Consider the following 16,596-nt stretch of genomic DNA (forward strand, 5'->3'; position numbering starts at 1 on the left):
GCCGGCGAAGCCGCCGAGCCGGATCCAAAAAGATACAGCAGAAAGCGTGAAAAAGCTTCAAATTAAAAAATATATTGCTTTTCGATGTGATAAATAGCTCTTTAAACAAAATAAAAGATACAATTCTGGGGAATCAAAAGCTTTAAAAAAATTTGAAAATATCTCAGATACGTCAAAAAGCCGATTTACATCTTATGAGCTTGCTAATAAAATAATCTTTTTAAATTGGTTATCTTTGCAGAAAGAAATCAATCAAATGACCATTAAGGAAAAACAGCAGGAAATAATTGATGAATTTGCCTTTCTTGACGACTGGGAGCAGAAATATGAGTACATCATAGATCTGGGCAAAGAGCTGAAAGGGCTTCCTGAAAATAAGAAAACGGAAGAAAATCTGATCAAAGGCTGCCAGAGTAAAGTCTGGATTGACGCCGAGTTCAGGGACGGCAAATTGTTTTTCAATGCGGATTCCGATGGGATTTTGCCCAAAGGTATTGTTTCTCTTTTAGTAAGTATTTACAGTGGACATTCTACACAGGAAATTTTAGATTCCGACTTTGATTTTATTTCAGAGATTGGGCTGCAGGAGTTTTTATCACCTTCCAGAGCTAACGGATTAATGGCCATGACCAAGCAGATTAAATTTTACGCTGTTGCCTACCAATTGAAATCGTAATCGTGACCAGGATTTTAGCATATCGTTTTTCGGCTTTTGGTGATGTTGCGATGACAGCACCTGTATTCCGGGAATTTTTGGAACAAAATCCGGAAGTGGAAATCATCATGGTGTCCCGAAGTAATTTTGAGGCCTTATTCGCAGATATTCCAAATGTTATATTTAAAGGGGTGAACCTTGATGACTATAAAGGGTTGTTCGGACTCTCACGATTGGCCAATGAGCTGATAAAGGAATTTCAGCCGGATTATATTGCCAACCTTCACGACGTGATCAGAACAAAAATTCTGGATAAAATTTACAGCACGAAAGGATTTAAGGTTTTTAAAATCAATAAAGGAAAAGAAGAAAAAGAGTATTTAACGGATATCTGGAATCTAAATAAAGCTCAGCTTAAAAAAACAGTAGAACGTTATGCCGATGTTTTTCGTGAAATGGGTTTTAAAATAGAGCTTTCTCATCAGTTAAGACCAACAAAATTAAATAAATCTGGAATTGGTTTTGCGCCTTTTGCTCAACATAAGGGAAAGATGCTTCCTCTTGAAAAGTCTTACGAATTAGCAAGAATTTTATCTCAAAAACATACCATTTATTTTTTCGGCGGCGGAAAAGGCGAAGCTGAAATACTGGAAAAATGGGAAAAAGAAATCCCGAATACCAAAAATCTTGCGGGTAAATTGAGCCTTATAGAAGAACTGAATACAATTTCACAACTAGAATTGATGATTTCCATGGATTCTGCGAACATGCATCTTGCCAGCCTCGTGGGAACACGATGTATTTCCGTTTGGGGACAGACTCATCCTTATGCCGGATTTTTAGGCTTTGGACAAAGTGAAAATGATGTGGTTCAGGTAAAGGATCTTACTTGCAGGCCGTGTTCTGTTTTTGGAGATAAACAATGCTTCCGTGGTGATTGGGCTTGCCTGGAAGAGCTTAATATCCAGAAAATTGTTGAAAAAATCTGATCATCTTTTTAATATACTATTCAGAGATTAAACAAAAAAAATCTCCCTTAAAAAAGAGAGATTTGTGTGGGTCCTGAGGGATTCGAACCCCCGACCCTCTGGGTGTAAACCAGATGCTCTGAACCAACTGAGCTAAGAACCCGAATTTTTTTGAAAGGTTTCGTTTCCTTTTCTGTGGGTCCTGAGGGATTCGAACCCCCGACCCTCTGGGTGTAAACCAGATGCTCTGAACCAACTGAGCTAAGAACCCTCTGTATCGTTGTTTCCTCGATTAGAGTGGTGCAAATATACGACTTATTCGGAAATCTCCAAATTTTTTTCTAAAAATTCTCCTACAACAAAGTTGCTGCCTCCGATAAAAATCATATCTTCATTTCTACAATTCTCTTTTGCAGCGATATACGCTTCCTGTACGGAACTGAAAATTTTGTAGGAAATTTTTGCTTCCTGCAGCAAATGTTCATACTCCTGCGGTGGCCTGCCTCTTTGGACAGAAGGTTTTGAAAAATAAAATCTGGCATTTCCGGGTAAAACCTTCATAACTTCATCTATTTTTTTATCATTCACAAATCCTAAAATAATATGCTTATGCCTATCTATAGCGTTTAGCTGAGCAAAAACATGTTCCAGCCCGGCCAGATTATGTGCCGTATCACAGATAGTAAACGGATTTTGGGAAAATTCAAACCAACGGCCGATGAAACCTGTATTTTTATGAACGTGTAATAATCCGTTTTCAATATTCTGATGAGATATATTAAAATTTAATTTTCTTAATTCTTCAATCAATGCCAAAACAACCCGGATATTTTTTTCCTGATAATTTCCTTTTAAATCAGATTTTAGTTGTGCTTTTATTAGAGAAGCATCAATAAAAGGAGCGTTTTCTTTATCAGCCTTATTTTTAATAATACTTTTCACTGTTTCATTTTCATCTCCGGAAATAATAGGAATATGCGGTTTTATAATCCCGGCTTTTTCTGAAGCAATCTCTTCAATGGTGTCTCCCAGAATATTCTGATGATCGAGCTGAACATTGGTAATGGCGGAAATCAGAGGCAAAATAATATTGGTAGAATCCAGCCTTCCCCCTAATCCTACTTCGATAATGGCTGCATCAACCTGCTGCTGATAGAAATATTCAAAAGCCATGATGGTGGTAAATTCAAAAAAGGAAGGACGGATTTCTTTAGGCAGATCTTTCAGTTTCAGGATGAAATGATAAACAAATTCTTTATCGCAGTTTTTACCGTCAATTTTGATGCGTTCCGTAAAATCAATGAGGTGAGGCGAATTGTAAAGTCCTGTTTTATATCCCGATTCCTGTAAAACGGAAGCCAGCATATTGCTTGTAGACCCTTTACCGTTGGTTCCTCCGATGTGGATGCACTTGATTTTATCCTGGGGATTTCCGAAGAAATCACAAAGTTTCCTGATATTATCTAATCCGGGCTTGTAAGCTTTCTGCCCATCAATCTGATAGTTCGGAGCCTGTAGGAAAAGCCACTCTACAGCTTCATGGTATTGTGCGGTTGTCATGGTGCAAAATTCTCAAAAGTTTGATTAAAATAAAACAATAATTTTGAGAAACTGTAACTTTTTTATATTTGCTTCGTCTAATAGGGAAAAATCGGAATTATGAAAAAAGTTTTGACTATTATTTTGGGATTATCTTGCCTGGCTCTCAGCGCCCAGAAAAAGTGGTCTTTGCGGGAATGTGTGGATTATGCTACCAAACATAATCTTCAGGTAATCCAAAATGAATATTCGAAACAAATGCAGGATCTCAACCTGAAAATTGCCAGAAAAAATTACCTTCCTTCGGTCTCTGCCAATGTAGGAAACAGTGTGAGTTTTGGGCAGGCTTCTTTAGGGACAGGAAGTATCAGGAACGACAGGTTCAGCAATAATGCCAATATCGGAGCAGATATCCTTGTTTATAACAACGGAAGACTTGAGAAAACCATCAGAAAAACCGAATTTGATGTAGAAGCAAGCCAATACGATATTGAAACCATAAAGAATGACATTTCCCTTCAGATTGCACAGCAGTATCTTACGACTTTGCTGAACAAAGAGATCGTTAAAATTTCCCAGGCTGCCGTTGAAAACGCCCAAAAGCAGTACGACAGATCGAAAATTACCACTGAAGTCGGAACAACTGCTCAAACGGTTCTGGCGGAGGCAGAAGCAGGTCTTGCACGAGAAAAGCAAAATTTGAAAACAGCTGAAATAAACGTAGGGAGAAGTCTTTTTGCATTGGCCCAACTGCTCCAACTTCAGGATTATAAAAATTTTGATGTGGAAGATGTAAATGTGCCGGATCAGTTAGAATCGCAATTAATATCAGTTGATGAAGTTTTAACAACCGCATATGAAACCCAGCCGCAGGTAAAAGCCGCAGAAAGTAGAATCAGGGCGGCAGAAGCACAGACCGAAGTGACCAAAACTGCTTTCTGGCCTACCGTAACAGCAAGCGCAGGAATCGGAAGTTTTTATAACAATCTTTTAAATACAAGGATCACAGGATACGATCTGTTTGGAAATCCCGCTGTAGAGCCTACTTTTTTTAATCAATATAAAGATAATTTCGGACAGAATATCGGCGTTTCGGTAAATATCCCGATTTTTAACAAAGGAATTACCAAGCTTCAGGTTGAACAGTCGAAGCTTCAGGAAAATATTGCCAAAGCTTCCTTGCTTCAACAAAAACAGATGGTTCGTGAAAATGTTCAGAAAGCACAGTTTGATGCCGATGCAAACTATGAAATTTATTTATCTGCCGTTCAGGCCGAGAAAAGTACAAAGCTTGCCCTTGATTTTGCTGATAAAAGTTACGCAGCCGGAAGATCTACCATCTACGATGTCAATATCGCCAGAAACAACTATGCCAATGCGCAGGGTTCTGTGGCTCAGGCTAAATATAATTATCTTTTCAGCCTGAAATTATTGAATTTCTATGCAGGAATTCCACTAAGTTTGTAAAATGTCTATCCAGTCTTTAGAAAAATATTTACCTCAAAATACATTACAATATTTAAAAATCTGGTTTGCAGATTATTATATTCATATAAAAGTTACAAGGAACAGGAATTCCAAGCTGGGAGATTACCGGAAACTTCCGGACAATTCGCATGAGATTACGATAAACTCAACCCTGGTTCCAGAGCTTTTTTTCTTCGTGCTTACCCACGAGCTTGCCCATCTTATTGCTTTCGAAAAATATGGCAGAAGAATTTCTCCACACGGGAATGAATGGAAAGAAACTTTCAGGCAAATGCTTTTACAAAGCCTTGAGGTTTATAACGAAAATCTGAGGCCGCTCATTGTAAAGTTCTCAAAATCTCCTAAAGCGAATTTCATGGCAAGCCCGGATCTCGTTAAATATTTCCATATTGAAGAACAGGATGATGCGCTTGTATTTATAGAAAAATTACAAAAAGGGGATTTCTTTATTTATCGAAATGAGAAGTATTTATTGGAAGGTCTTATTAAAAAGAACTATCTTTGTAAGAATCTGGCTACGGGAAGGAAGTATTCTTTCAAACCTTTGGCAAGAGTAGAAAAATGTAGTTAATAATGTCAAAATCAAACAGATATTGCGTGATTATGGCGGGAGGAATCGGCAGTAGGTTCTGGCCACTAAGCACACAGAAATTTCCAAAACAGTTTCAGGATATTTTAGGCGTGGGACGCACCATGATCCAGCAGACATACGACAGGATCAGCAAGATTATTCCTGATGAAAATATATTTGTGATCACCAATAAAGAATATGTTGAACTTTCCCATCAGCAGCTTCCGGAAATTCCTCAGGAAAATATCGTAGGCGAGCCTTTGCTCAAAAATACAGCACCTTGCAATCTTTATATGGCCAACAAAATTGGCGAAATTGATCCAGATGCCACCATGATCGTTTTGCCGGCAGATCACCTTATTTTAAAAGAAGAAACTTTCCTGCGAAAAGTGGAAGTGGCTTTTGATCTCGCCGCTAACAATGATTACCTGGTTACGCTCGGAATTACCCCTACAAGGCCCGATACCGGATACGGATACATCCAGTTTGTAGATAAGCATGATTCAGATTATTACAAAGTAAAAACCTTTACGGAAAAACCGATTCTTGAGATTGCAAAAAGCTTTTTGGAAAGCGGAGATTTTCTTTGGAATGCCGGGATTTTTATATGGAACGTTAAAAGTATCCAAAGTGCCTTTGAAAAATATCTTCCGGAAATGACACAGCATTTCATGGCCTGCGAGTACAATGCCGAAGGCGAACAAAGCTGTATCGAGCTGATTTATCCTAAAGTACAGAAAATCTCAATTGATAATGGTATTCTGGAAAAAGCAAAAAACGTCTATGTCATTCCTGCTGACCTCGGATGGAGCGACCTGGGAACATGGACGTCCGTTTTTGAAAATACGGAAAAAGACGAAAACCGGAATGCTACCAAGCAAAAACATATTTTAACCTACAATTCGGAAGGAAATATCATCAATATAAAAAACAGCAATAAAGCGGTGATTATTGATTCATTGAAAGATTTTATTATTGTAGACACAGAAAAAGTTCTGCTCATCTGCCCGAAAGAACACGATCAGCTGATCAAAGATTATGTGCTGGATTTGAAAAACCTTAAAAAAGGGGATAAATTCATGTAAAATAATTCTAATCGATCTTCGTTCTTTACATATGATAAAATTTACATACAGGTTTGCTGTACTCATTTGTTTTTTATCCGGAATAGCCATTTCCGCTCAGGAAAAAAAACAGCTTCCCGGAATTTCGTCAATTTTGCAGAATATTATTCCTGGTACAAAAAACGATTCATGGATTCTGGTTCATAAAAGCTACGGAAAAGACAATATCATAAAGCTGTCAGGAGCAAAAAAAGATTATGAATCTCAGTCTTCAGGATTTAATATCGGAATAGCTGATGAAGATGCATTCTATTACATTGTCGATTTCTCGAAAGCTAACCCGGAATATATTACAGATCTCACGGCACTCAGAAAATTTGTCGGTAAAGTTGATAATATTTATGATGCCGCCGTTTTTGCAACAACAGAAGGATATATTATTGATGAAGAATTCAGGGATCTCGCTGCTAATTACCACCAGGATACTGCCAATTATTACCTTGATTTGGGAAAGCTTACCTCAACAGAATGCCCGTACCAGAAAAAGCATTTTACCTTAACAATTCCAAAATCCGGGGAAACGATTATAAATGTAAAGGAGAATGGATCGTACATTGATCTCTATAATAAAAAATGCACCAACAATCCGAGGTTGTTAAAGCTTGAAAAAAAAGAAGAACCGAAAGATGAGCCTAAAAAATCAAACAAATCTGCAAAACGAAGATAAATTTTACGAGACAGAACGGCTGATCCTGCGACCTATGAGAGTAGAGGATGCTGAATTTATCATGGATCTTTACAACAGACCCAAATTTCTTCAATATATCGGCGACCGCTATATCAGGACGGTTTCTGATGCAGAAGATTATATTCAGAGAAGATTCCTTCCTCAGTTTGAAAAATTAGGTTTTGGAAATTATCTCATGCTTACAAAAGAAGGGAATCACAAAATCGGTGGAGTGGGGATATTTGAAAGAGACGGTCTGGATGTTGTAGATATCGGTTTTTCCCTTCTCGAAGAATTTGAAGGCAAAGGCTATGCTTATGAAGCTGCCTTAAAAATAAAATCTGTAGGAATGATTGATTTTGGCTTAACCAAACTTTCTGCCATCACCACCAAAGAGAATACATCTTCTCAAAAACTAATTGAAAAGCTTGGATTAAAATTTCAAAAATATATTACCATTCCGGGAGATTCTGAAGAGCTGATGTATTACGAAACCCCGGATTAAACACGAATATCACAAATGTTTTCACCAATGAACACCAATGTTTATGAATTAGTGAAAACATTTGAGCAATTTGTTGTTTAATTTATGCTTCCAAAATCTGTTCGGCAGCAGTTTTCGATGTTACCTTTTCAATCACTCTTTCACAGATTCCTTTTTCATCGAAAATAAAAGTAGTCCTTACAATTCCCATATACGTTTTCCCAAAAGTTGTCTTTTCCTGCCAAACCCCGAATTTCTCAAGAATTTCATGGCTTTCATCCGCAATAAGATCATAAGGAAAAGCAAATTTGCTGTGGAAATTTTTCTGTTTTTTCACCGAATCTCCACTGATTCCCAACAGTTGAAAACCAGCCTTTTCCAGTTTAGAATAATTGTCACTCAGGTTACATGCTTCTACCGTACAGGTTGGCGTATTGGCCTGAGGATAAAAGAAAATAACCAGTTTCTTTCCGATTAGCTGTTCAGAACGTACTGTTTCTCCATCCTGATTGAGTCCTTCAAATTGAGGTAATTTGTCGCCGGCTTTAAGCATAATGTTTATTTTTGTTCAAATTTAATGGTTACATGACAAAAAAGCAAAGAGCAGAACTTGTTCAGAGAGAATTGGAAAAATTATATCCTGAAGTCCCGATTCCGTTGGATCACACAGACCCTTACACATTAATGGTAGCAGTGGCGCTTTCTGCACAGACCACTGATAAAAAAGTAAACCAGGTCACTCCGGAGCTGTTTCGGGTAGCAGGAACTCCTGAAAAAATGGCAACGCTGGAAGTAGAAGAGATTAAGGAGTTAATTAAAGAAATCGGTTTATCCAATACGAAAGCAAGAAACCTGAAAAGAATGGCCGAACTTCTTTTGGAAAGGCACAATGGGGTAGTACCGCAAACCTATGAAGAACTTGAAGCATTGCCGGGAGTGGGGCACAAGACAGCATCGGTGGTGATGAGCCAGGGATTTGGGTTTCCTGCATTTCCGGTCGACACACATATTCATCGTTTAATGACGCAATGGAAGCTTACTTCCGGAAAAAATGTGATAGAAACCGAAAAAGATGCAAAATCAATATGGCCGGAAAGCATATGGAATAAGCTTCATCTTCAGATTATTTTCTACGGAAGGGAATATTCTCCGGCAAGAGGAAAAGGAGAAAAAGATTTTATTACGAAAATGTTATTTGAAAAATAGCACAGCTTGCAAATTCCCCTCCTTAGGAGGGGTGGCAAAAATTCTCTCGAATTTTTGACGGGGTGGTTAAAAAGAGACCTATAAATCAAGCAATCTCCGATGATAATTAATCTGTCCCAGATGATAGCTTAAATGCCCGAAAAGATGAATTAAGAAATATTCAGTTGTCATAGGATAGCCTAAAGGTTCAGACGGATATTCTTTCTGAAGCTTTTCTGCAGACAAGTTTTCAAGCGTAAGGCTTACCATTTCAATTGTCTTATCAATTTGCTGAATTAATTTTAAACTGGGAATATCTTTTAAAGCAAATTCAATTTCTCTGTTTCGGATATAGCCGGAATTTCCAAGCGTCATGCCTATATAATGATTGAGGTTGCCAACCAGATGAAGACAAAGATTTCCTGCGGAATTTGAAATGTCTTTATCGGTTTTCCAGATGTTTTCTTCGTGTTGATAAGATTCAATTTCTGTTTTTAATTTATTAAGATCTCTTGAAAATAGGGATTGTAGATTATTTGTTATCATTTTTTTACAGCTGATCGATATAAAAATATAACAAAAAAGCCACAAAAATAAATCTGTGACTTTAATTTTTTTTAATATGGAATTTCTACCGTCAGGATTTCATCTCCAAATTAATTTTTTTAAGTTAAAAACAAAAACGGCTCAGGTGAAAGGAAATTACTTTTGTTTCTTCGCCCACAATTCCATTTTCCGGTTCAGGACATCCAAAGGAAGACAGCCTTGGTTCAGAACTTCATCATGAAATTTAGCCAGATTAAATTTGCTGCCCAGATCTTTTTCATATTTTTCCCTCAGTTCACGAATTCTTAAAGACCCTATTTTGTATCCTAAAGCTTGTCCGGGCATCGCCATATATCTTTCTACTTCAGCTGTTGCACCTGCTTCATCATAAGAAATATTACTTAAGAAATAGGTAATGGCTTCTTCGCGGGTCATATTTCCGGTATGAATGCCTGTGTCTACCACCAATCTTACAGCGCGCAGCATCTGATCGCTTAAATATCCCATTTTCTGGTAAGGATCAGTGTACAACCCGAATTCAGGGCCTAAGGTTTCACAATAATGCGCCCATCCTTCACCGTACGCACCAAACCATCCGAATCTCATGAATTTCGGAAGCTTGGTATTTTCCTGCTGCAAAGAAACCTGATAATGATGTCCGGGGATTGCTTCGTGCAGAAATAAAGATTCCATTCCGGATGTTACATTGAATTTTGAAGGATCCGGAAGGGGAACATAGAAAATTCCCGGCCTTTTTCCATCCGGTGTCCCTTGTATATATTCTGCGCTCGCACTGGCTTCCCTGAATTTTTCGGTCTGCCTGATCTCGAATTTCGTCTTTGGTGTTACGGAAAACATGGTTTTCAGCTTAGGGGTAATTTTCGTTAAAATCCCGTTAAACGCAGCCAGCACTTCTTTCGAAGTTTTGTAAGGCATTGCTTTCGGATCTGTTTTTACATAGCTGATAAATTCTTCAAGCGTTCCGGTAAAGCCAACCTCCTGTTTTACTTTTTCCATTTCGGCACGAAGCATGGCAACCTGCTGAAGTCCGATTTTATTGATTTCTTCTGGTGTTTTATTCGTTGTCGTCCAGCTTTTAGCATAATATTGATAAATTTCCTTTCCGTTGGGCAGGCTGTTGTAACCGTCTGTATCTCTCGCTTTTGGCAGATACTCTTTCTCTAAAAAATCTCCCATTTTTGTATAAGCAGGAATAATCTTCTTGATAATAGCATCTTTATAAAGGGTTGAGAATTTCTCTTTTTGCTCTTTGCTGAAATCTTTCGGGAAATTCCTTATCGGTCCGTAAAAAATATTCTTTTCCAAATCTGGCGTTGTGATTTCTTCGGCTCTCATCTGGGGAATCATTTTAACCACCAGTTTTTTAGGCAAAACCGTCTTATTGTTGATGCCTTCACGGAAATTATCTGTTGCAGCATTCATCCATTGCGGAAATTTTTCCATTCTTTTAAGCCAGTCGGTGTAATCTTTTTCTGTTTTAAAAGGCTGGCTTCCTTCTCCGCTTCCGTACAACGGAAAATTCAGCGGCAGCCCGCCAAATTGTGTAAAAGGAATATATTCCGGATGAAAATCGTAGGCCAGAATCTTATCTTTCAGCGTAAAATCCAAAACGTCGTAAACCACTTTGTCTTCATCCGAAAGATTTTTATAGTCTACATTTTCAAGCTGTTTCTGTACAGAGTGATAAAAAGCCACTTCACCGGAAATAAAATCTTTATCAATGTTGATAGGAAGCTGGTCGTTATATCGTAAATCGCCCTGCGCAGTGGCATCAAGCGGGTAAAGCTTCAGATATTGCTCGTAATAATTGGAAGCAATGGAATCCAGGTTAGAGGGCGTAACTTTTGTTAAAGGCGAATCATATTTTTTGCAGGAAGCAAGGCTTAAGACCAGGCCCATTCCTACAATACTTTTTGATATTATATTTTTCATTCTTCGGAAATTCTTTATAGAAGCAAATGTAAATATTAAAATGATAGATTTTATTTTAAAATGGTAAAACACCGAAAAATTAAAGCTGGGGGTACGCTTAGAATAACTTTACTATATGAAATAACGTCAATTTTCAAAAATAATTTTCAAAAAATTTTTCACATTCAATCTATTTTTTATCTTTGTTGAAAACGTTTAACAATCATATTATTACAGCTCTTTTTTAAGAAAAAATGAAAGGGATTTTAAAAATTTACCATCCGGATGAAACGCTAAAGTACAATATCAGAAACACTTATTGTAAAGCGGTTTACAGCAACCAACAACATTTTTTAGAGGTTGAAATTATAACGGATGACAGTCTGGATCATGTGGAGGACGATTCTCTGCAGTACAATTTTCCTCAGCTTTCACTTGAAATTTTTGATTTCCCTATAGAATCTGCGGAAATAGAAGGAAAAACAATTACCATTAATGATTCTGACGAAGATACTTTTACGGAAGTAGATCTTTTTGATGACGAGGAAGCTTTTATCTATGATAACGAGTTGCAGTTTGATAAAAATGAAGAAGGTGAGCTTCAGGTAGTCTGGAAAGGAACTATTGATGACTTTTACACGGGCTCCGGTACGCCGATTCCTTTCAGGCTGAAATGTGAATTTAGCCAGGATGATATTGAAGTAGACGAAGATTAATCTTTAGCCTCCTTATACTTCTCCGAAATTTATATCAGATTTCTTTTCAGATTTTTTTTGGAAAGAAATTTGCTGTTGTTGAGAATAACAATTTTTAAATGTGTTTTAAGCATTTTTTAAGATATCATTTCATAATATTCCACTACATTTGTCGTTACAACTCTTATAAAAATACAGATTAATGCTGATTACGGAACTTACTCAGATTTTATTTGCACAGGTTGCTGCGCCAGCAGTTGCGGCAGAAGATTTAGAATTTTCATTTTGGAAAATCATGTTTCATGGGGGAGCTTTCGCCAAAATAGTAATGGTGACCGTACTTCTGTTGGGTATATTCTCAGTGTACCTTTTCTTTGAACGTTTTTTCTTTATTAAAAGGCTTACCTCTAAAACAGATGCCAACTTTATGGATAATATTGAAGATTTTATCAAAGATGGAAAAATAGAATCGGCACTGGATTATTGTAAAAGACAGAACTCTCCTGAAGGACGTATCCTGGAAAAAGGAATTTCAAGACTGGGAAGACCGGTTTCCGATATTGTAAGCGCAATGGAATCTCAGGCACAGGTAGAGGTCGCCAATATGGAAAAAAACCTGAACCTTCTGGCGGTAGTTCCGAGTATTGCTCCGATGCTGGGACTTTTGGGAACGGTAATCGGGATGATTATTGCTTTCTTCAACCTTTCCCATGCAAGCGGATCTTTTTCGCCTAAAACGTTATCAGAAGGTATTTATACAGCGTTAGGACAAACTGCGGTTGGTCTTGCAGTTGCAATTCCTGCCAACTTTTTCTACAATTTATTATTAACAAGAATTGATAAATTTGTATTGAAAGCACAGAATATGTCCGGAGAATTTTTAGATCTTATCAACAAACCTTTATAATCTTCATATGAAACCGTAAGGTTTCGTCTGATCATTAAATTAGTAAAAGTAAAACAGATGAAAATTCAGAGAAGAAATAAAGCAAATCCCGAATTCAGTCTTGCAGCGATGACCGATGTTATCCTGTTGATGCTGATCTTCTTTATGGTAACATCTTCAGCAGCGAACCAAAGTGCCATTGATGTGAAATTACCGAAGACGGGAGCAGTTGAAGATAATATTCCGAATCCTGTAACGGTAAGCATTAAGCCGGACGGATCTTATTTTGTAGACGACAGTCCTGTAGAAAAAGCCCAGCTCGAGCAGACCATCGTGAATAAACTGGCGAACCAGACGAATAAATCGTTTACCATTCGTGCAGATGAAAATACGATGCATAAAGACGTGGTTTTTGCCATGGAAATTGCCGAAAAATATAAATTCAATATTGCCATTGCGACCGTTAAAGATAAATAACAATTCCGAAACTTTCGGAAAGGATCTTTTTAAAATGAGAAGCCATATTATAGACAGAAACGAACAGAATAGAGACCGGGTAAAAAGCGCATTGCTTTCTATCCTGATCTGGTCTGCCATCCTCCTGTTTGTTTTTTTATATAAATTAAAACCGGATCTTGATCAGGAACCAGAAATTGTAACGACCATGCTCGTAAACTTCGGGGATAATAGAAACGGAAATGGTGTAGAAGAACCTGCTGACCAGCCGGGAAGCCTTGCCGCAGCCACAGAAAATATTACAGATCCGGCAGAAGCCGCTGTTCCGGAAACCAAAACAGTATTAAAGCCTGAGCCTCAGCCGGAAACTCAAAAGTCGGAGGCAAAAGAAAAAATCATTACCGGGAATAATTCAAAAATAAGCGTTCCGAAGAAAGAAGAATCCAAAGCGGAAACTAAAAAATCGGCAGCAAGTACGAACGCTGCTAAAAATACCAAAAAATCCGGAGCGGTAACTTCCAATTCAAAAACAGGAAATGGCGATGGAAAAGGAACGGCAGCCATCGGAAACCTGATCAGAGGAAGAGGAACTAAAGCAGGAAGCCAGGGAGATGGAAATGGTATCGGAAATGCAGGAGATCCTTTAGGCGGAGACGGAAATGGCGACAGCAGAGTAGGAATCGACAGAAAACTGGTAGGTTTCATACCGGGAACCATGGGAAGAGGAGGAGCGCAACCTGCCAATAATTGTACAGCAAGCGGAACCATCACCATATCTTATACCGTTGATAAAGCCGGAAACGTAGTGTCTGCACGAAGATCAGGCGGAACTTCAGATCCTTGCATCACCTCAAATGCCATATCATGGGTAAAGAAATACGTAAAAGCGGAAAAAGCGAGTGTCTCTTCCACCGGAACCTATAAAATTACTTTCTAAATACAAAAGCACTTTATTCAAGTGCTTTTTTTATTTCTGTAATTCTGTTGATTACCGGAAGTGCAAAAATTCCGCTGGACTGAAGATACAGTTCGTAAAATGTTTTTGCCTTATCCAGAAAATCTTTATTACCTTCCGTTTTGCCTTTAAAATAAAAAAGATTGCCCAGCATTTCATAATAATCTTTGTGATCTCTTTCCTGTCTTTCGTTTACCATTTCAATCAATTCTTCTTTTGTTCTGGAAGAAATCTCCTTGAAGCTCAGCTTAAAAATATCTTTCATTAAAGAATCGAAATCCAGTTCTTTCTGCATTAAACTTTCTTCAGGCTTATCCAAGATCAGTTTTTCTAATGCTTGAGTTAACTGACGGATTAATCGTAGTGTGAATTCTTTATCTGTGATCATAATGGGGTTGAAATTTAGAATTTTATGTTTAAAGTTGTAAATAATTCCAACTAATGTAGTTTATTTTCGTTATTAATCTTGAGGGATTTATAATACTGTAGATGTTCATAAGGATTATTTAACACTTTTAATCCTAAAGAATTAAAAAAATCCTCTAAATTTTTCATGTTGGCTAAAGGCTTTTTATTGCTTTTTATAATATTACATTCAAAGCAGACGGAAATATGTGTTATTATTTTTCCTTTATTTAAAAAAAGGATATTATGTCTTGGATAGAAACAGTCTGCAACAACAATCTGGTCTGCATCATTATTTTTTCTACCACTTAAAATAGTATTAAGATCTTGTATTTGGCTTGAGTTTAATGTTTTGCTAATGGTATCTGTAAACTTTGCTAAATCAATTTTTTTATCAAAGTCATCACCAAAATAGTCCATTGGCTGTAAACTAGCAAGCAATAACTTTGTCATATTCAAAATCAATATAGTCATTTAAGTTGCTTTTTTGTACTAATTGCATTTCTTTTAAGTTTATTTCCTTGCTGTTTTTACAACCAACAAGAAGAAGAAGACAAAAAATAGTTACAGTTAAAAGCTTGACCATTTATGCAAAAAATAAATAAGCCAGCGCGATAGAAGTAATAATTCCCACCAGATCGGCCAGAAGCATGGCAATTACCGTGTAACGTGTATTTTTCACAGCGACTGCCCCAAAGTAAACAGCAATTACGTAAAACGTCGTATCTGAGCTTCCCTGAAGCACGGCTGCCAGTTTACCCTGAAAGCTGTCGGCTCCGAAAGTGGTCATTGTATCCACCATCATGCCTCTCGCACCGGAACCTGAAAGCGGCTTTATCAAAGCAGTCGGAAGTCCGTCTACAAATCTTGCATCGAGATTTGTATGGTAGGCTACCCACTTCATTCCGTCAATAATCACGTCAAAAACTCCGGAAGTTCTTAATAAAGAAATCGCAATCAGCATTCCTACCAGATAAGGGATGATTTTCACGCAGGTAGTAAAACCTTCTTTTGCGCCTTCAATAAAAGCATCAAAAACGTTGATCTTTTTGTATACTGCACCCAGAACAATCGCCAGGAAGATGAAAAGAATTAAACCGTTGCTCAGTACTTTACTGAAATCATCAAGCTGATCCTTACTCAACTGTACAAGATACAAAACCAGTAACGCAATAATCGCCGAAATTCCTCCGACATAAGCAATCACAACCGGTCTTAGCAGGTTAATCCTTTGATATAGGGAAACAATGATCATCGCAGCCAGCGTTGCGGCAAACGTTGCAATCATGCAAGGCAGGAAAATATCCGTCGGTGTTTTTGAACCCATAGAAGCTCTTATGGCAATGATGGAAACCGGAATCAGGGTCATCCCTCCTGCGTGGAGGCATAAAAACATAATCTGGGAGTTGCTCGCCGTATCTTTATGAGGATTTAACGTCTGTAAACTTTCCATTGCTTTTAACCCGAAAGGCGTTGCAGCATTGTCAAGCCCCAGAAGATTCGCGCTGAAATTCATCAGCATATGTCCGAAAGCGGGATGATTTTTAGGAATATCCGGAAATAATTTAGAAAAGAAAGGCTGGATTATACGGCTCAGAAGATTGATTCCGCCGGCCTTTTCAGCAATACTCATAAAGCCCATGAATAAGGTCATAATGCCAATCAGTCCGAGGCAGATTTTTACCGCTGTTTCGGAAGTTCCGATCACACCGTCCGCTTCCTGAATGCGGTAAACTTTTACCTCCTGCTTCAGAGAATCGGTCTTATAATGAATTCTGTTATCCGCAAAGTCGGGTTTTTTCATCAAACTGTCGCGCACAATTGGTGAAACGGTATTTATTTTTTGTGTGGCAACCTGTACCGTATCACCGCCTTTACCCACTACCATATCATTAAATATGGTTTTGTAATGGCTTGACGAAATGTATTTTATACTTGCAATGGCAATGGCCACAATAATGAAAGCCGACCAAATTCTGCTGAGAACCATCCGATTGAATTAAAAATTTTAGAAAAGATAATAAATTATGAGTAAAACTT

19 protein-coding genes and 2 tRNA genes are annotated in these 16,596 nt (G+C 37.7%); 12 read left to right on the plus strand and 9 right to left on the minus strand.

Annotation, left to right across the window (positions count from 1 at the left end; all coding sequences use genetic code 11):
* Nucleotides 1–256: 256 nt before the first annotated feature.
* Nucleotides 257–676 carry a SufE family protein gene (locus SOP96_RS12315; protein WP_326321357.1) on the plus strand — a complete coding sequence of 140 codons (420 nt, stop codon included), beginning with the start codon at nucleotides 257–259 and terminating at the stop codon, nucleotides 674–676.
* Nucleotides 677–678: 2 nt separating this feature from the next.
* Complete coding sequence (locus tag SOP96_RS12320) at nucleotides 679–1,644, plus strand: glycosyltransferase family 9 protein (protein WP_326321240.1); 966 nt, start codon at nucleotides 679–681, stop codon at nucleotides 1,642–1,644.
* 67 nt (nucleotides 1,645–1,711) lie between these two features.
* Here the strand turns inward: SOP96_RS12320 and SOP96_RS12325 are convergent.
* The 3 genes from SOP96_RS12325 to SOP96_RS12335 form a co-directional block, all read right to left on the minus strand.
* Nucleotides 1,712–1,786 (minus strand) — tRNA-Val (locus SOP96_RS12325).
* 33 nt (nucleotides 1,787–1,819) lie between these two features.
* Nucleotides 1,820–1,894: transfer RNA gene (locus SOP96_RS12330), tRNA-Val, on the minus strand.
* Nucleotides 1,895–1,938: 44 nt separating this feature from the next.
* Nucleotides 1,939–3,183 carry a bifunctional folylpolyglutamate synthase/dihydrofolate synthase gene (locus SOP96_RS12335; protein WP_326321241.1) on the minus strand — a complete coding sequence of 415 codons (1,245 nt, stop codon included), beginning with the start codon at nucleotides 3,181–3,183 and terminating at the stop codon, nucleotides 1,939–1,941.
* A 99-nt stretch (nucleotides 3,184–3,282) separates the two neighbouring features.
* Here SOP96_RS12335 and SOP96_RS12340 point away from each other — a divergent pair, with 99 nt between their 5' ends.
* Genes SOP96_RS12340 through SOP96_RS12360 form a run of 5 tightly spaced genes read left to right on the plus strand, consistent with a single transcriptional unit; the run spans nucleotide 3,283 to nucleotide 7,517 of the window.
* Nucleotides 3,283–4,629: a TolC family protein gene (locus SOP96_RS12340; protein ID WP_326321242.1), complete on the plus strand. Its 1,347-nt coding sequence runs from the start codon at nucleotides 3,283–3,285 to the stop codon at nucleotides 4,627–4,629.
* A gap of 1 nt (nucleotide 4,630) precedes the next feature.
* Nucleotides 4,631–5,221, plus strand: coding sequence for a SprT-like domain-containing protein (locus tag SOP96_RS12345; RefSeq protein WP_326321243.1), 591 nt, complete (start codon nucleotides 4,631–4,633; stop codon nucleotides 5,219–5,221).
* A 2-nt stretch (nucleotides 5,222–5,223) separates the two neighbouring features.
* A complete protein-coding gene (locus SOP96_RS12350) occupies nucleotides 5,224–6,306 on the plus strand; it encodes a mannose-1-phosphate guanylyltransferase (protein ID WP_326321244.1) in 1,083 nt (360 codons plus the stop codon).
* A 31-nt stretch (nucleotides 6,307–6,337) separates the two neighbouring features.
* Nucleotides 6,338–7,012, plus strand: coding sequence for a hypothetical protein (locus tag SOP96_RS12355; protein ID WP_326321245.1), 675 nt, complete (start codon nucleotides 6,338–6,340; stop codon nucleotides 7,010–7,012).
* The gene (locus tag SOP96_RS12360; RefSeq protein WP_326321246.1) at nucleotides 6,972–7,517 is read left to right on the plus strand and encodes a GNAT family N-acetyltransferase; all 546 of its coding nucleotides are present in this window, start codon (nucleotides 6,972–6,974) and stop codon (nucleotides 7,515–7,517) included. The genes SOP96_RS12355 and SOP96_RS12360 overlap by 41 nt, the downstream gene beginning before the upstream one ends.
* Before the next feature lie 82 nt (nucleotides 7,518–7,599).
* On the opposite strand, the gene bcp is transcribed toward SOP96_RS12360, so the two are convergent.
* Nucleotides 7,600–8,049, minus strand: coding sequence for a thioredoxin-dependent thiol peroxidase (bcp, locus tag SOP96_RS12365; RefSeq protein WP_326321247.1), 450 nt, complete (start codon nucleotides 8,047–8,049; stop codon nucleotides 7,600–7,602).
* Between the two features lie 32 nt (nucleotides 8,050–8,081).
* Here bcp and SOP96_RS12370 point away from each other — a divergent pair, with 32 nt between their 5' ends.
* Nucleotides 8,082–8,702, plus strand: a complete 621-nt coding sequence (locus SOP96_RS12370) for an endonuclease III domain-containing protein (RefSeq protein ID WP_326321248.1) — start codon at nucleotides 8,082–8,084, stop codon at nucleotides 8,700–8,702.
* 78 nt (nucleotides 8,703–8,780) lie between these two features.
* Here the strand turns inward: SOP96_RS12370 and SOP96_RS12375 are convergent, their stop codons facing one another.
* Entirely contained in the window at nucleotides 8,781–9,227 is a 447-nt protein-coding gene (locus SOP96_RS12375) for a DinB family protein (RefSeq protein WP_326321249.1), read from the minus strand.
* Nucleotides 9,228–9,383: 156 nt separating this feature from the next.
* Nucleotides 9,384–11,180: a DUF885 domain-containing protein gene (locus tag SOP96_RS12380; RefSeq protein ID WP_326321250.1), complete on the minus strand. Its 1,797-nt coding sequence runs from the start codon at nucleotides 11,178–11,180 to the stop codon at nucleotides 9,384–9,386.
* 233 nt (nucleotides 11,181–11,413) lie between these two features.
* Here SOP96_RS12380 and SOP96_RS12385 point away from each other — a divergent pair, with 233 nt between their 5' ends.
* The 4 genes from SOP96_RS12385 to SOP96_RS12400 all read left to right on the plus strand — a co-directional run bounded on the left by SOP96_RS12385 (nucleotide 11,414) and on the right by SOP96_RS12400 (nucleotide 14,133).
* On the plus strand, nucleotides 11,414–11,875 hold the full coding sequence (locus SOP96_RS12385) for a hypothetical protein (protein WP_326321251.1): 462 nt from the start codon (nucleotides 11,414–11,416) through the stop codon (nucleotides 11,873–11,875).
* A gap of 181 nt (nucleotides 11,876–12,056) precedes the next feature.
* On the plus strand, nucleotides 12,057–12,761 hold the full coding sequence (locus SOP96_RS12390; RefSeq protein WP_326321252.1) for a MotA/TolQ/ExbB proton channel family protein: 705 nt from the start codon (nucleotides 12,057–12,059) through the stop codon (nucleotides 12,759–12,761).
* A 57-nt stretch (nucleotides 12,762–12,818) separates the two neighbouring features.
* Nucleotides 12,819–13,217, plus strand: a complete 399-nt coding sequence (locus SOP96_RS12395) for an ExbD/TolR family protein (protein ID WP_326321253.1) — start codon at nucleotides 12,819–12,821, stop codon at nucleotides 13,215–13,217.
* A gap of 34 nt (nucleotides 13,218–13,251) precedes the next feature.
* Nucleotides 13,252–14,133, plus strand: coding sequence for a ferric siderophore ABC transporter substrate-binding protein (locus SOP96_RS12400; protein WP_326321254.1), 882 nt, complete (start codon nucleotides 13,252–13,254; stop codon nucleotides 14,131–14,133).
* Nucleotides 14,134–14,146: 13 nt separating this feature from the next.
* On the opposite strand, the gene SOP96_RS12405 is transcribed toward SOP96_RS12400, so the two are convergent.
* The 3 genes from SOP96_RS12405 to SOP96_RS12415 all read right to left on the minus strand — a co-directional run bounded on the left by SOP96_RS12405 (nucleotide 14,147) and on the right by SOP96_RS12415 (nucleotide 16,546).
* A complete protein-coding gene (locus SOP96_RS12405) occupies nucleotides 14,147–14,539 on the minus strand; it encodes a hypothetical protein (protein WP_326321255.1) in 393 nt (130 codons plus the stop codon).
* Nucleotides 14,540–14,589: 50 nt separating this feature from the next.
* The gene (locus SOP96_RS12410) at nucleotides 14,590–15,030 is read right to left on the minus strand and encodes a hypothetical protein (protein ID WP_326321256.1); all 441 of its coding nucleotides are present in this window, start codon (nucleotides 15,028–15,030) and stop codon (nucleotides 14,590–14,592) included.
* Between the two features lie 112 nt (nucleotides 15,031–15,142).
* On the minus strand, nucleotides 15,143–16,546 hold the full coding sequence (locus SOP96_RS12415) for a nucleoside recognition domain-containing protein (RefSeq protein ID WP_326321257.1): 1,404 nt from the start codon (nucleotides 16,544–16,546) through the stop codon (nucleotides 15,143–15,145).
* Nucleotides 16,547–16,596 lie beyond the last annotated feature (50 nt).

This window comes from Chryseobacterium salviniae (assembly GCF_035819015.1).
GTDB lineage: Bacteria > Bacteroidota > Bacteroidia > Flavobacteriales > Weeksellaceae > Chryseobacterium > Chryseobacterium salviniae.